The organism is Janibacter sp. CX7 (assembly GCF_024362365.1).
In the GTDB taxonomy this organism is placed as follows: Bacteria; Actinomycetota; Actinomycetes; order Actinomycetales; family Dermatophilaceae; genus Janibacter.
In genome coordinates this window covers 2,385,036-2,400,008 of record NZ_CP101464.1, presented here as the reverse complement: position 1 = coordinate 2,400,008, position 14,973 = coordinate 2,385,036, and the positions used below count along the sequence as shown (strand labels likewise).

The window sequence follows — 14,973 nt, the reverse complement described above, 5'->3', positions numbered from 1 at the left end:
CCACGGGCGCGGCCGGTCCCGGTCTTCGGTCCGACGAAGGGGGGTCACCTCCCTTCGTCGTCGTGGACCGGTGGGATCCGGGGTGGGCCGAAGCGGACGAGGCGCAGCTGCTCGATCGTCTCCTCGAGCAGGACCCGGTTGGTCCGCTGGAGGTCGGCGATGATCAGCAGGGCGAAGGAGAAGAGGGCGCCGACGAGCAGTGCCGTGCCGAAGATCAGGGACTGGATGTGGCCGGCCGAGTCGCCCATCGCCGCGAGGACGAGGAAGCGGACGAAGGGGATGAGCCCCAGGACCATGAGCACGGCGCCGACCAGGCCGAAGAAGGCGTGCGGCTTGAACATGATGAAGGAGCGGATGATCGCCGACGCCGACTTGGCCATGTGCTGCCAGATGCTCGAGAAGAGGCGGGACTCGCGGGTCTTGGCATTGGTCACGACGGGGATCGACTCGATCGCCAGGCGCTTGTGGCCGGCCTGGATGATCGTCTCCATGCAGTAGCTGAACTCGGTGACGATGTTCAGCCGCATGAGCGAGGCGGCGGAGTAGGCACGGAAGCCACTCGCGGCGTCGGGCAGATCGGTGCTCGCGGCCCGGTTGACCACGGCCGAGCCGAAGGCCTGCATCCGGCGCTTGAAGGGGGAGAAGTGGGCGATCGTCGCCGTCTGCCGGTCGGCGACGACGATGTCGGCCCGTCCCGCGAGGATCGGCGCGACGAGGTCGCCGATCCGCTCCTGCGGGTACTGGTTGTCGCCGTCGGTGTTGACGAGGATGTCGGCGTCGTGGCGCAGCGCGAAGTCGGCACCGTCGCGGAAGGAGCGGGCCAGGCCCAGTGGGCGGCTGTGCCGGATGACGTGGGTGACGCCGAGCTCGCGGGCGATCTCCGACGTGCGATCGCTGGACCCGTCGTCGATGACCAGCGTCTCGATGACGTCGACACCGGGGATCTGCGTCGGGATCGTGGCGAGGACGAGCGGGAGGGTCGTCTCCTCGTCGAGGCAGGGGATCTGCACGATCACCTTCATGGTCTGAGCCTCCGACGCCGTCGCTGCTGGTGGTCGCAGCATCTCAAATCCGAAGGGGGTCCGGCGGCACCGGGTCGACGCGTGCGAGCGCTCCGACGCACGATCTGCGGCACGTGACCGCGGCCACGAAAAGGATTTTGGTCAAGGTATGGCAAGAATGGTAAGCGAACGGTAATGTCCCTTTTCGAGATCGTGGCCGGGGAGGTCCACGATCCCGGGGCGGAACCACCGCCCCTCGACACTTCGCTGGGGAGGCGAGTCAGTGCACGTGGAGACCTTCATGTTGCTGGGGTGGGCATCGATACCGGTCGTGGCCTACGGGGTGAGCGCAGCGGCCCTGCGCCACTCGCGGCGGCACGCCGCGCAGCAGCCGCGCACCACCGATCCGTCCGCCCGGCTCGAGGAGCTGAGGCGGCGACCCGTCGAAGGGAGTGTGTCCCGGGGACGGATGGCCGAGGCGATCCGACTGGCCGATGGTCCGGTCGCCGCGTCCCTGACCCACCCGCGGGGTTGAGGTGGCCGGCCTGGCGCGTCTGACCACGGACGTCGGCGCTGGTCGGGCGGCCCTGCGGCCGCTGCAGATCCTCCTCGCGGTCAGCGACCTGCTCGTCATCATGTGGGCGACCTTCGGGGCCCAGGTGGTGCGTTTCGGTGTCGATGGTCGCCCGGACGTCGCGGCGAGCGCCGACAGCTTCTCGATCAGCTACACGTGGTTCAGCCTCGCGCTCGTCGCGCTCTGGTGGCTGGCGCTGCGCTTCCACGGTGCCTACGAGGTGCACATCCTCGGGCACGGGGCGGCCGAGTACCGCCTCGTCACGACGGCCTCGCTGCAGGTCTTCGCCCTCGTCGCGATGCTCGCCTTCGCCCTCCAGGTCCAGGTGGCGCGCGGCTACATCCTGCTCGCCCTGCCGGCAGGGATCATCGGGCTCTGGGTGTCCCGCAGGGTCTGGCGCACCTGGCTGGGGCACCGCCGGGTCCAGGGCGACCTCAGTCACGACGTCCTCGTCGTCGGTGACGTCGCGACGGTGCGTCATCTCGTCGACAGCTTCGCCAGCGTGCCCGAGGCCGGCTACCGCGTCATCGGCGTGTGCACCGGGTCGAGCGCTGACGAGGTCGCCGAGGTCCCGGTGCTCGGCACCGAGCGCGAGGGGGCGCGCGTCGCCATCGAGCTCGGGGTCGACGTCGTCGCCTGCGCCGATGCGCACGCCCTGGGCACCGGTGGCCTGCGGCGCCTCGGCTGGGCGCTCGAGGGCAGTGGCATCGAGCTCGTCGTCTCGCCGGGGCTCACCGAGATCGCCGGTCCGCGCGTGCTCACCCGCCCGGTCGCCGGTCTGCCGCTGCTGCACGTCGAGGCGCCGACCTTCTCCGGCCCGCGGCTGGTGCTCAAGTCGACGATCGACTGGATCGGTGCCCTGCTGCTGATGCTCCTCTTCTCGCCCCTGCTGCTCGTCGTCGCGGTCCTGGTCAAGCTGTCCGACGGCGGCCCGGTCTTCTTCCGGCAGGAGCGGGTCGGCCTGCACGGCGAGACCTTCCGGATGACGAAGTTTCGCTCGATGACGGTCGACGCCGAGCAGCGCCTCGAGGACGTGCGGCAGCGCACCGCCGCCGAGATCGACCGCGGAGTGCTCTTCAAGCGCCAGGACGACCCCCGGATCACGTCGATCGGCCGCTTCATCCGCCGCTACTCCATCGACGAGCTGCCGCAGCTCTTCGACGTGCTCGCCGGCAAGATGAGCCTCGTCGGCCCCCGCCCGCCGCTGCCCTCGGAGGTCGCCCGCTACGAGGGCGACGTCGGTCGCCGCCTGCTCGTCAAGCCGGGCATGACCGGCCTGTGGCAGATCAACGGCCGCAGCGACCTCACGTGGGAGGAGTCGGTGCGCTTCGACCTCTACTACGTGGAGAACTGGTCGGTGGCGCAGGACCTCATCATCCTGTGGCGCACCCTCCACGCGGTGATCTCCAAGGACGGGGCCTACTGAGGACCCGGCGGGACCGTGCTGGTGGACCTCAGATCCGGCGGACCAGGCCGCGCTCGACGAGCTCCGCGACGAAGGCCTCGATGTCGTCGCGCACCTCCTCCTGCGGGTGCGAGGTGACGTGGGCGACCTCGCCGACGACGTCGGGTGCGCCCTCCGCGACAGCCAGCCAGATGAGTGCCGACATGTCCGGCAGCACCGAGATCGGTCCGGCCGGTACCGGCGCGGCGTAGACCACGGGCAGCCCCCACACATCGCGTGCCTCGGTCCAGGCGATGCCCGGGCTCACGGCGTAGTCGACCCCGGCGATCACTGGGCACCTCCCCGTCGCCACATCTCGAGCAGACCCCGGCGCGACCGGTCGACGAAGGCCACGGCGACCTCTCGGCGGGAGGGGCGGTGACCCAGCTGCTTGGCGAGGTGGTCGGTGTTGACCAGAGGCGCACGCAGCAGCAGCTGGAGGCGCTGGCGCCGACTGGGCGCAGCAGCGATGCGGGCACGCCACTCACGCAGGCGGCCGTGGTGGGTGACGGCTCGCCAGAGCTCCTTTTCCGCAGAGGGCGGCAGCGCGTCGAGGTCGCCGGTCCCCGCGGCGAAGGCGATCTGGGCGTGCAGCCGGTCGACCTCGTCGAGGATCTCCCGCTGACGCGCCGCGTCCACCCGGTGCCAGACGTGCTCGACGTCGGCAGCGACCTGACCCCCGTGGGGGTTGCGGCCGGCGTGCATGACGAGCACCGCGGCCTGGGCGGCGAGGGAGGGGACCGGGCACTCCACCGCGGCCAACGTGCGCGACCCGCGCTCGGCCCACAGCAGGTCGAAGGCCTCGTGCGCCGGCAGGCCGATGCCGGGGTAGTGACGGTGCACGTCGAGATAGCCCCACTGCTCGTGCCACAGGGTCTGCGAGTGCTCGAAGGGGGAGCTCGTCGCGAATCGCCCCTCGGGCCGGTAGCCGGCCGCGATGCAGGCCGCCACCAGCGCGTCGACGTGGTCGGGGCGCACGAGCACGTCGGCGTCGGTGGCGAGTCGGTCGGGGTGGGTGAGTGCTGGGTCGAGCGCGTCGCCCTTGATGTGGAGCACGTCGAGGTCGTGCAGGTCGGCAACCCTCTGGATGGCGGCATGGCCGAAGAGCGTGCGGATGTCGATCGGGACCTGGGCCTGCCCTGCTTCGTCGTGGCCGGAGACACGGCCGATGACGTCAGCCATCTCGTTCACCCGGTCCGCCCACGTCGGCACGTCGGGATCGGCGCCGTGGGGGAAGGAGTCGCTCGCCGGCAGCCAGCGAGCGACCTCAGCGGCGAAGTCCTCGGCGGGGACGACCCGGCAGCGCTCGCCGGCGGCCTCGCGGAACCCTGCGACCGGGGTGCTCACGACGGGTCGGCCGACGGCGCGGTACTCGTAGAGCTTGATCGGGTCGAGGCTGTCGGTGAATCCGTCGACGACGTGCGGCACGACGAGCACGTCGGCGTGCTGGAGGTAGGCGGGCACCACGCGGCGGTCCTTGGCGCCCAGGCGCACGACTCCGGCAGCATCGAGTCGGTCACCCTCGTCGCTGGTCAGGGCGTCGGGTCCCACGAGCACGAGGTGCCCGGTGCCCTCGAGGTCCCGGGCGGTGCTCTCGCAGAGGGCGACGTCGAGACGGTCGGAGTGGAGTGTGCCGAGGTAGAGCGCGACCGGGCCGTCGGGGAGGTCGTCGGGGCGGGCGGTCGGCCGGGTGGTCGCGGCGAGGTCGACGGCATTGGGCACGAGGGTGACCTCGCGCTGGGCGGACTTCGAGGCGACCAAACCCGTGGAGCAGACGACGACCTCGCGGGCGCCCTTCATGAGAGCGGCCTCCTGGGCGGCCAGCCGCACCGACGTCGCGGTGTCACGGTCGGCGAGCAGCCAGTCGTCGGTGATGTCGTAGAGGGTCGGCCACCCGGTCCGGTCCATGACGAGTGCGCCACGGGGGTCGTTGACCCAGAGCGTGGGTGCGGGCATGCCGAGCTGTCGTGCCGTGTCGGCGACCTGACCTGCCCACCGGTCGTCCTGCCCGGGGTCGACGCGGCGGGGGAGCAGCTTGGTCGGCTCGAGCAGCCAGAGCGCGTCGGGATCGATGCCGGGCAGGTGAGGTCCACGACGCAGGCCGCGACCCGGTGCCGGGCGGCCACCGAGACGAGCCGTGTGCAGCGGGTCCCGGCCGGGCTCGACGAAGAGGACACGCAGGTCGGGGTCCTGCTGCAGGAGGCCGTGGACCAGGTGTTGGTTGCGCCGCCACACCCGGTCCCACGGCTCGAGGGAGATGACGACGAGGTGGCGGTCCGGCGCGGCGTGCATGTCGGCGAGAGAGCCCGTCGGTGCCATTGCGTGCCGGTAGACCGCGTCCGTGGCCCGTGCCTGGGCGGTCACGGTGAAGACCTCGCGCTGCCGATCCCGCAGCCGGGTGCCGTACGCGTCGAGGCGTGCCGGGTCGTGCGCCAGCTCCGACAACAACCGACCGGCTGCTGTCGCGTCGCCGGCGTCGAAGAGCGCGGGATCAGCGGCACCGCCGACGCTTTCCAGGTGCCCCCCGGCGGCGGTGGCGATGACCGGAAGACCGGCGGCCATGGCCTCGATCACGGTGAGGCCGATGCCCTCGATCGGGCAGGGCGCGAGCAGGACGGCCGCTCTCGCCATGAGCTCGGGGACGTCGTGGCGATGCCCGAGGAAGTCAACGGCACCTGCGATCCCCAATTGGTGCGCGAGCCGACCGAGGGCTGCACGCTCCGACCCGTCGCCGGCGACGGCGAGACGCCACCCCTGCGCGGCCAGCCCCGACTCGGCGAACGCGGCGAACGCGACGTCGGTGCTCTTCTCGGGCTCCAGGCGCTGCGCGACGAGGGCCGTGCGTTCGCGTTCCGACGGTGGGGTCAGGTCGGGGCGGTCAGCGACGCCTGGCAGCACCACGGTCGCGTCGAGGTCGATGGCTCCGGCGATGTACTCGCTGACCGCAACCTGTGCTGTCACGCGTTGGGAGATGGCCGCGGACGCGATCCGTCCGAGCAGGGTCGCGCCCCGCGTCGCGGCGAAGTGCCGCGTGGTGACGAGCGGCACCTCGTGCCGCAGCGGTACGCTCGCGACGGCGGCGGCCTCGGCGGCGGTCATGTGCGTGTGGATGACCATGGGCGCCGGTCCGTCGACGAGACGGCGCAGATGGCGGACCACGTCGAGAGTCGTCCGCGCGGGATACACCGGGACGTCCTCCCGGCCGACCGCTGCAGTCATCCGCGAGGGGTCCCCTCCGATGACCGCAACCTGGTGCCCCTGGTCTCGCTGGGCGGCGGCCAGTCTGGCGACATGCGTCTCGACGCCGGCGAACCCGTCGGATCTGATGGCGTGGACGATCCTCATCGTGACGCCCAACCCCCGGGGACGGGGCGCACCCGGTCGAAGAGCTCGAGGTACGCGCGTGCGACGTCGCTCCACGTGTGCTCCAAGGCGGTGCTGCGGGCGGCCCGCGACATCGCCGTCCGGTCGGCGGTGTCTGCGTCGTGCAGCGCCGAGCGGATGGAGCGTGGGTCGGCCTCGACGACGAAGCCGTTGACACCCGACGTGACGACGTCCGGGACGCACCCCGTGGCCGTGGCCACGACGGGCAGCCCGCAGGCCAGCGCCTCGAGGACGACGAGCCCGTAGGACTCGTAGGCGCTCGGGAAGGCCAGGACGTCTCCGGCGGCCAGATGCGGTCTCGGGTCGGGTGTCGATCCCACGGTGTGCAGCCGTGGCCCCAGGGCCCGCCCGTGCTGCGAGTCGCGCAGCCGGCGCACCATGTCGGGCGTGCCACCGACGACGACGAGGTGCCAGTGATCGGGCCCAGCGGCGACCGCGTCGAGGAGTGCGGGCAGGCCCTTGCGCTCGTACTCGTGGCCGATGAAGACGATCGCCAGGTCGTCGTCGGTCAGGCCCATGTCGGCTCGTGCGCGAGCCCTGGCGTCGGGGTTCGCGGGAGTGAAGCGGTCGGTGTCGACTCCGTTGCCGATGATGGTGGTCGGCGGGATGACGCGAGGGTAGAACCGGCGCAGGTCGCGATCGTCGGCAGCGACGAGGTTGACCACGGCTGCGTGGATGTGGCGACTGCCGTAACGGAGGGTGTCGCGCGCGCCGGTGAAGAGGTGCACCGGGTTGCGCACTGTGCGCCACCACCTCGCTCCGCGAGCCTCCATGGCCGCGTGGACGATGCCGTGGTTGACGTAGACATCGCCCACGAGCGCGTCGTTGTGGCAGATGGTGACGACGTCCTCGCGGCCGGCGAGCGCTCGGCGGGCCATGAGCGCGCCGACGAGGGAAAACCAGACGACGTGCACGATGTGGGCGACCTTGGCTGCGAGCCCGCCCTTCGGGGTCGGGATCCAGCCCCCGTGCGCCTCGGTCATCGTGAAGCGCTCGGTGGCGATGCCGAGCTGCTGCCACTCCCGCTCGAGGTTGGCTGCCACGGCAGCGACTCCGCTGCCCTCCTCGATGACAGGAGCGATCTGGATGATGGTCTTCATGCGGCCGGTGCGTCCTCTCCCACGAGAGATCCGCGTGGGGCGGATTCCGCGTCCGCCGACGCCTTGGCGCCCAGGCAGATCCCGACGACGGCGAAGGCGAGGGAGATCTGGACGGCCACCCAGAAGAGGTCGAACTGGCCCTGGACGAAGCGGCTGAGGACCGCGACGAAGGCGACGGTGCCGTAGAGCGGCTCCACGCGCCAGAGGATGACGAGGGTCCCGACCATGAGGACGATGAAGCCGGCGAGACCGAGCAGGCCCGCCGAGGTGAGGACCTCCAGCTCGGCATTGGGCGGTTGGAACCGCTCGGGGGCGCGGTCGGTGTACCACCAGCGCAGACCTATGCCCGTGATGGGGCTGCTCAACCACAGGTCCCAGGACTCCGCAAACCAGGTGAGCCGCTGGCTCGTCGAGTTGTGGACGTTGCCGCTTGCCAGCTCGCTGCGCGCGAGCGAGATGACGACCCAGACCGCGGGCACTGCGGCGAGCAGGATCAGCTTCGATCGACGTCGTGCCTGGCCGGAGCGCACGACGATGACACCGACCGCGACGGCCAGGGCGATGATGGCCTGACCGGACTGGCTGAGCAGCACCGCGAGGGTGCACCACCAGAAGAGAGCCGTGGCGATGGCCCGCCGCGGGATGAGCCACGGGGGAGCGGCGAAGGCCACGGCTGCGACGATGCCGAGGGTCGTGCCCGTGAAGTTCTTGTGCATGGGGTAGGGCCACTGCACGTAGACGGCCTCGAAGGACCCCTGTCCGACGTTGATGACGAACTGGACGACGACCGCCAGGCCGATCAGGCTGGCGACGGTCGCGACGAGCGCCATGGCGGTTCGAGCCCACCCTGCGCGCCCCACACCCCATCCGACGACGAGGGCTCCGCCGGTGAGGAACCAGGCGTGCACCCACTCGACGAGATTGGCGGCGTAGGCGTTGGCGATGACCGTGAAGAGGGTGCTGGCCTGGTAGACCACGGTCAACCACATGAGGTTGCGCATCGACGGGGAGTAGGGGCGAACCCCGAGGAGAGCGGCGGGCAGGACCGCGGCGGCCAGGGCGGCGTCGGACACGGACAGGTCGACCCCGCCCAGGTCGAGCCGCGCCACCACCAGCAGCGTGGGCAGGACCAGCAGCGGGATCACCATCGGGCGGAGGGCGCTGAGCCCGATGGCGAGCACGGCGACGGCGACGACCAGGGCGGGCACGGGCTGGCGCACGGCCGCCGCTCCGACGAGGAGGGCAAGGGCCGCCAGCGCTGCGTAGAGGAGCACGACCGGCAGGCCACGTCCGAGGCGACCCGGTACGGAGGTCACGACGCACGCTCTCGGCGGACGGACTGCTCCAGGCGAAGGGGGCCGCGCACGTAGCGCACGAGCCGCGCCTTGGCGTCGTGGCCCCGCTGGCCACGCAGCACGAGCCAGCGGATGGCCGAGCCGACGATGACCGCCGCGCGCGTGACCGCCCAGCCGGACGCACCGAAGTGCTTGCGGTGGTAGCGCTCCTGCGAGGCGTGGAAGTAGGTCTCACGCAGCGTCGAGTCGGAGCTCGTGGCGCCGCCGAGGTGCTGGGCGGTGACGGTGGGCACGAGCGCGTGGCGCCACCCGAGGTCGGCGGCACGTCTCGCCCAGTCGGTCTCCTCGGCGTAGAGGAAGAAGGACTCGTCGAGGCCACCGACCTGCTCCAGTGCCTCGGCCCGCAGGAGCAGGACGGACCCGATGACGAAGTCCTCGGCCCGCCGCAGCCGGCCCAGGCCGACGGCCTCGACGACCGCACCCCACGGCGTCGGGAAGGGCCAGGCGACGCGGCCGGGATGGCCCTCGCCGTCGACCTGTCGCGGGCCGACACTGGCCAGCCGCGGGTCGGCGCGAAGGGCGGTGTGCAGCTCGCGGATGCCGGCCTCGTCGATCACCGCATCCGGGTTGAGCAGGAGCACGTCCGCTCCGGGCACGGCACGGTCAGCGAGGGCGCGGTTGACGCCGGCTGCGAAGCCACCGTTGCGGCCCGGGTCGAGGTAGCGCACGCCCACGTCCTCGCAGACCGCGCGAACCTCGGGGTCGGACGAGTTGTCGACGACCGTGACGGGCAGGTGCGCGATCTGGGTGAGGCTCTCGCGCACGAGGTCGGGCCGGTGGTAGGCGACGACGACGACCTCCGGGGGGCCGGTGGGCGTGTCAGGACCGCGCGCCGCCATGTCCTCGTACAGCTCCACGTAGTCCCCCCCGATCACGTCCCAGTCGAATTCGCGCGCTCGCGCGATCCCCTCCGAGCGCATTGTGGCCGACAGGTCGGGGTCGGTGCCAGCACGTCCGAGCGCCTCGGCCAGGGCGGCCGGGTCGCCGGGCGGGACGAGCAGGCCGGCGCCGCGCACCACGTCGGGCAGGGCGCCGCTGTCGCTGGCGACCACCGGGGTGCCGCAGGCCATCGCCTCGACAACCACCCGGCCGAACTGCTCGATCCAGCCCGGGGTCGTCAGCGAGGGCACCGCGAGGACATCGAGCCCGCGGTAGAAGTCGGGCAGCGCCGCCTTGTCGACCGGGCCGAGCAGCTCGACACGGCCCGCCAGGTCGGGGGCCCCCGCCCGTCGGCGCAGGTCCTCCTCCTGGGGACCCGCGCCCGCGATCGCCACGTGCAGCCGCGGGTCGGCAGCGGCCGCCTCGAGCAGCACGTCAACGCCCTTGTGGGCCGCGAGCCGCCCGGCGTAGCCGACCCGGATGGTTCCGGTGGGCGAAGGGGGTCGCGCCGGTCCGGGGGAGAAGGTCTCGGGGTCGATGCCCAGGCCGATGACGACGGCACGACCGCCGAGCCCCTTGCGGGTGACGATCTCGGCCGCCTGCGCGTTGCATGCGCTCACCGCGGCGGCGTGGCGCAGCGACCAGCGCTCCAGCCAGCGGAAGGGGATCGGGTAGCGCTTGTCGATGTTCTGCGCCGAGTAGAGGCAGTAGGGCGCGCGGGACCGCCTCAGGGCCCGCAGCAGCAGCACCTCGGCCGTGGCGAGGGCGAAGGGCTCCTCGTGCAGGTCGAGCACGTCCCAGTCCTGCCCGAGCAGCCGCCACAGGGGGAGGGGGTCGTAGACGAAGAGGGCGGGGTGACGGCCCAAGGTGCGCACACCGACCACGTCCTCGCCCGGACGGGGCTCGAGGGGGACGTCGCGCCCCCCTTCGTCCCAGACCTGCGCCGTGACCGACGTGACCTCGTGGCCGAGGCGGCGCGTGACCCGCTCGCGCTCACGCCAGGCATCCACGACACCGCTGTGGGAGATCCGCAGGACGCGCACCTTATACACTCCTCGCAGCGGGTGGGGGACGTCACATCGGACCTTACCTTCGGCGCACCGAGGGGGTACGTCGTCCGCCGGCGGGTCAGGAGTCGACAGTGCAGTTCAGCGAGTTGTTGGGCGTCATCAGGCAGCGGTGGCGGCTCATCGTCGCGTGTGTCGTGCTCGCCGTGGCCGCGGCGGTCGCGGTGACCCTCACGACCACCCCCGTCTACGAGGCACAGGCGCGGATCTACATGAGCGCCGAGCGCACGAGCGGGAGCTCCAACGGCAGTGTCTTCGTCCTCACCTCCGAGGACCTCGACACCTATGTCTCGATCCTCGACACCCCGGCGGTCCTCGGCCCGCTGCGCAGGGAGCTCGGCCTCGAGCCCGGCCACCCCATCCAGGTGAGCGCCCAGACCTCCGGCTCGACGTCGATCCTCAACATCACCGCGCGCGCCTCCGACGGGGAGGAGGCTGCGGACGTGGCCAACGAGGTCGGCCCGCAGCTCGGCAAGGTCGCCGGCGAGTTCTCCACCCTGCTGAAGTCGTCGGGGCAGAAGGTCGTCTCGACGCCGATCCAGCCGGCGACCGCGCCCTCGCGACCCGTCTCCCCGGACCCCGTGCGCAACATCGGCCTCGGCCTGCTCGCCGGGCTCGTCCTCGGCCTGGGGCTCGCCTTCATCCGCCACGCCCTCGACACCAAGGTCCGTGGGGAGGAGGACATCCGGGCGCACTCGGACGCGCCGATGCTCGCGGGGCTGCCCCTCGAGAGCCGCGGGTCCAAGCGCGGCCTGATCAGCGTCGAGGAGGACCCCCACGGGCGGCACGCCGAGGCCGTGCGCCGCCTGCGCACCAACCTGATGTTCGTCGACGTCACGACCGGCCGGCACTCCTTCGTCGTCACCTCGGCGGTGCCCGGCGAGGGCAAGACGACGACGGCGGTCAACCTCGCGCTCGCGATGGCCGACTCGGGCCGCCGCACCCTGCTCGTCGACGCCGACCTGCGCAACCCGTCGGTCGCCAAGACCCTCGGCATGGAGGGCAGCGTCGGCCTGACGACCGTGCTCCTCGGCGATGCCGACGTCCACGACGTCATCCAGACCTGGGGCAGCGCGGGCATGGACGTGCTGCCCGCAGGCGCGATCCCGCCCAACCCGAGCGAGCTCCTCGGCTCCGCGCCGATGGAGGCACTGCTCACGCGCCTGGTGCAGGAGTACGACTTCGTGCTCATCGACTCACCGCCGGTCGTGCCGGTCATCGACGCGGTCGTCATCGAGCGCCTCACCGGCGGCCTGCTCATGGTCGTCGGTGTCGACCGGACGAAGAAGAAAGACCTCACCGCGGCGCTCAAGCAGCTGGGCACCGTCGGTGCCCACGTGTCCGGCTTCGCGCGCAACTTCGTCGTGAGCAAGGGCAGCGACTACCGCTACGGCTACCACTCCTACGAGGAGCAGGTCACCAAGGACCGGCGCAGCGCACGGCGCGAGCAGGTCAAGTCGCGGGCGAAGTCGCGCCAGCGGGCCGGCTCTCGTTCCTGACGGGCCGTAGCGCCGGTCACCACGCCGCCGGACGACGAAGGGCGCCACCCGAGAGAGTCTCTCGGGTGGCGCCCTTCGTGCGTGGCGTCAGTCGGTCACGGTGCGGTGGTCGACGTGGGGGCCGGCTCCGCAGTGGGCGAGGTGGTCTCTATGGGCGTCGGTGCGGTGGCGGTCTTCTTGGCCGACGTCGACGTGGACGAGGAGGACGTCGAGCTCGAGGAGGAGCTCTTGGCCGCCTCTTCCTTGGCGGCGGCCGCCTTGGCCGCAGCCGGGTCGGCGGGCGGGTTGCAGTTGTCGCAGGGGATGGTGCCGTCGATGTGGATGGTCGAGACCAGCGGGTCGCTGACGTGGTCGCGGTCGCCCGCGGGGTTCGCGGTGTGGCCCCACTGGAAGCGGACGGTGAGGTCGAAGACGAGGTTGGCGCTGTCGTCCTGCCCGCTGACCCCGAGGAGGAAGATGACGGTGCCGCCGGCGGGCACCGGGATGTGCGTGCCCGGCGCGTAGTAGGTGCCGCCGATCCGGCCACCGGAGTAGACGAGCGGCAGGCCCGCGGTGTTGGTGATCTGCGGGCCGTAGTTGGGGTAGGTCCCACCCGTGTAGAGCCAGATGTCCTTGGCGCTGGTGTTGGTGATGGTGAACTTCATGACGTAGCCCTTGTTGATGCCATAGGGCTTGGAGCCGGAGTCGCAGCTGTTGCCGGGCTGCTTGCAGGCGGACCCCGGGACGATGGTCGGCTTGCCACCCGAGGCTGCGTAGGCAGGTGCGGCGACACCGCCGAGGATCACCGGCGCGGTCCAGGCGGCGCCCTTGGCCACCGTCCTGCGCGAGATGGGCTTGCTCGTTGCCTCGGTCATGGACGTTCCCCTCAGTGTGAAGTGCCGGAGTTGGACCTCCCCCGCACGTTGACCAAAACCTTACTGATGAACCTGTGATATTGGCAATATGCTGACGGTTGGATTCCAGGGACCGGTACGCAGGGGAGCGACGTCGTGGACGAGGGGGTCGTGCAGCGCCCGGGGAGGCTTGCCGCGGGGTGCGTCGTCGGGCTGGTCCTCGTCTACGTGACGGCCGTGCTCACCGTGCCGGGCCAGTGGCTGGACGACGAGGTCTTCGGCCTCGCCCAGGACCTCCCCTTCGCCCCGCTGCGGCCGATCCTGCCAACACTCGGCCGGCGGGTCGTGCCGGCTGTGGGGCTGGCCGTCGTCGCGGGTGTCGGGGTGTGGGCCCTGATGGTGCGTCGGTGGATGCAGGTCGGCCGAGCGGTCGCCGTCGTCGTCCTGGGCGTCGCCCTCGCCCGCGGCCTGCGGGTCGTGCTGCCACGACCCGACCACGGCTACTCCTACGACGCCAACACGCTCCCTTCGACGCATGTGGCCCTCGTGGCGGCCTGCGTGGTGGCCGTGCTCATCATGTGGCCCACCCATCGCCCCGGCTGGCTGGCGCTGGTGGGCACGGCTCTCGTGTGGGTGGCCTGCGTCGGCAGCGTCTTCGGGTACGCGCACCGGCCGAGCGACGTCGTGGCCTCGGTCCTGCTCGTCGGAGCCGTCGCGTGCGCGGTTCTGGCCGTGCCCACGCCGGAGGTGCCCGAGGGCACTCCCGTCTCCACCCGGCCGGAAGGGGGCAGACGGATACGCTGACCCGGAACGTCGACGGCGCTCTGCCGCACACGGGGGAGCCACGGACAAGGAGACGCAGTGACTGCAGGACTGGTGGAGGCGATGGTGCCCAAGCGGGTCATGGTGACCGGAGGAGCCGGCTTCATCGGCTCGCACATCACCGAGCGGCTCCTCGGCCAGGGGCACGAGGTGCTCGTCGTCGACAACTACTACTCGAGCACCCGGCGCAACCTCACGCACCTGCTCGACCACCCGAGCCTCGAGGTCATGCGGCACGACGTGACCTTCCCCCTCTACGTCGAGGTCGACGAGATCTACCACCTCGCCTGCCCGGCGAGCCCGATCTTCTACCAGCGTGACCCCGTCCAGACGACGAAGACGAGCGTCCACGGCTCGATCAACATGCTCGGTCTGGCCAAGCGGACCAAGGCGAAGATCCTGCTGTCGTCGACCTCGGAGGTCTACGGCGACCCGCAGGTGCACCCGCAGACCGAGGACTACTGGGGCAACGTCAACCCCATCGGCATCCGCTCCTGCTACGACGAGGGCAAGCGCTGTGCGGAGACGCTCTTCTTCGACTACCGCCGCCAGCACGACCTCGCGATCAAGGTCGCGCGCATCTTCAACACCTATGGCCCGCGCATGCAGCCGGACGACGGCCGGGTGGTCTCCAACTTCATCGTCCAGGCCCTCGCCGGTGAGCCGCTGACCATCTACGGCGACGGCAGCCAGACCCGCTCCTTCTGCTTCGTCGACGACCTCGTCGACGGGCTCATGGCGCTCATGGCGACGCCGCACGAGGTCACCGGGCCGATCAACATCGGCAACCCCGTCGAGTTCACGATGATCGAGCTCGCCGAGCTCGTCCTCGAGCTCACCGGCAGCAGCTCGCAGATCGAGCACCGGCCCCTGCCCCAGGACGACCCGACACGTCGCCGCCCCGACATCGGCCAGGCTCAGTCGGTTCTCGGGTGGGAGCCGCGGACCCGCCTGCGTGAGGGGCTGGAGCGGACGATCGCGCATTTCACGGAGTCGGCGAAGGTCTGAGGGTCGG

Annotated in this window: 12 protein-coding genes; 5 read left to right on the top strand and 7 right to left on the bottom strand. The window is 71.4% G+C overall.

Translation table 11 applies throughout. The annotated features are described in order from the left end of the window. Window positions 1-44: 44 nt before the first annotated feature. Window positions 45-1,022, bottom strand: a complete 978-nt coding sequence (locus tag NMQ01_RS11760; RefSeq protein ID WP_255184115.1) for a glycosyltransferase — start codon at window positions 1,020-1,022, stop codon at window positions 45-47. Window positions 1,023-1,302: 280 nt separating this feature from the next. On the opposite strand from NMQ01_RS11760, the gene NMQ01_RS11755 reads away from it, so the two are divergent. Both NMQ01_RS11755 and NMQ01_RS11750 read left to right on the top strand, forming a co-directional pair. After that, window positions 1,303-1,536, top strand: a complete 234-nt coding sequence (locus NMQ01_RS11755) for a hypothetical protein (RefSeq protein ID WP_255184114.1) — start codon at window positions 1,303-1,305, stop codon at window positions 1,534-1,536. Between the two features lies 1 nt (window position 1,537). Further along, the gene (locus NMQ01_RS11750; RefSeq protein WP_255184113.1) at window positions 1,538-3,001 is read left to right on the top strand and encodes a sugar transferase; all 1,464 of its coding nucleotides are present in this window, start codon (window positions 1,538-1,540) and stop codon (window positions 2,999-3,001) included. A 28-nt stretch (window positions 3,002-3,029) separates the two neighbouring features. Here NMQ01_RS11750 and NMQ01_RS11745 read toward each other — a convergent pair whose 3' ends face one another. Genes NMQ01_RS11745 through NMQ01_RS11725 form a run of 5 tightly spaced genes read right to left on the bottom strand, consistent with a single transcriptional unit; the run spans window position 3,030 to window position 10,780 of the window. Further along, window positions 3,030-3,311: a PqqD family protein gene (locus tag NMQ01_RS11745; protein WP_255184112.1), complete on the bottom strand. Its 282-nt coding sequence runs from the start codon at window positions 3,309-3,311 to the stop codon at window positions 3,030-3,032. After that, window positions 3,308-6,364 (bottom strand): glycosyltransferase, encoded by a 3,057-nt coding sequence (locus NMQ01_RS11740; protein WP_255184111.1) that lies wholly within the window; start codon window positions 6,362-6,364, stop codon window positions 3,308-3,310. The genes NMQ01_RS11745 and NMQ01_RS11740 overlap by 4 nt, the downstream gene beginning before the upstream one ends. Beyond that, window positions 6,361-7,503, bottom strand: a complete 1,143-nt coding sequence (locus NMQ01_RS11735; protein ID WP_255184110.1) for a glycosyltransferase family 4 protein — start codon at window positions 7,501-7,503, stop codon at window positions 6,361-6,363. Before NMQ01_RS11735 ends, NMQ01_RS11740 begins: the two co-directional genes overlap by 4 nt. Beyond that, window positions 7,500-8,819, bottom strand: a complete 1,320-nt coding sequence (locus NMQ01_RS11730; protein WP_255184109.1) for an O-antigen ligase — start codon at window positions 8,817-8,819, stop codon at window positions 7,500-7,502. The genes NMQ01_RS11735 and NMQ01_RS11730 overlap by 4 nt, the downstream gene beginning before the upstream one ends. Next, on the bottom strand, window positions 8,816-10,780 hold the full coding sequence (locus NMQ01_RS11725; protein ID WP_255184108.1) for a glycosyltransferase: 1,965 nt from the start codon (window positions 10,778-10,780) through the stop codon (window positions 8,816-8,818). Before NMQ01_RS11725 ends, NMQ01_RS11730 begins: the two co-directional genes overlap by 4 nt. 98 nt (window positions 10,781-10,878) lie before the next feature. Here NMQ01_RS11725 and NMQ01_RS11720 point away from each other — a divergent pair, with 98 nt between their 5' ends. Further along, a complete protein-coding gene (locus NMQ01_RS11720) occupies window positions 10,879-12,303 on the top strand; it encodes a polysaccharide biosynthesis tyrosine autokinase (RefSeq protein ID WP_255184107.1) in 1,425 nt (474 codons plus the stop codon). Window positions 12,304-12,398: 95 nt separating this feature from the next. On the opposite strand, the gene NMQ01_RS11715 is transcribed toward NMQ01_RS11720, so the two are convergent. Continuing rightward, window positions 12,399-13,157, bottom strand: coding sequence for a hypothetical protein (locus tag NMQ01_RS11715; RefSeq protein ID WP_255184106.1), 759 nt, complete (start codon window positions 13,155-13,157; stop codon window positions 12,399-12,401). A 135-nt stretch (window positions 13,158-13,292) separates the two neighbouring features. On the opposite strand from NMQ01_RS11715, the gene NMQ01_RS11710 reads away from it, so the two are divergent. Both NMQ01_RS11710 and NMQ01_RS11705 read left to right on the top strand, forming a co-directional pair. Then, entirely contained in the window at window positions 13,293-13,940 is a 648-nt protein-coding gene (locus tag NMQ01_RS11710; RefSeq protein ID WP_255184105.1) for a phosphatase PAP2 family protein, read from the top strand. 57 nt (window positions 13,941-13,997) lie between these two features. Beyond that, window positions 13,998-14,966, top strand: coding sequence for a UDP-glucuronic acid decarboxylase family protein (locus NMQ01_RS11705; RefSeq protein WP_255184104.1), 969 nt, complete (start codon window positions 13,998-14,000; stop codon window positions 14,964-14,966). Window positions 14,967-14,973: the final 7 nt, after the last annotated feature.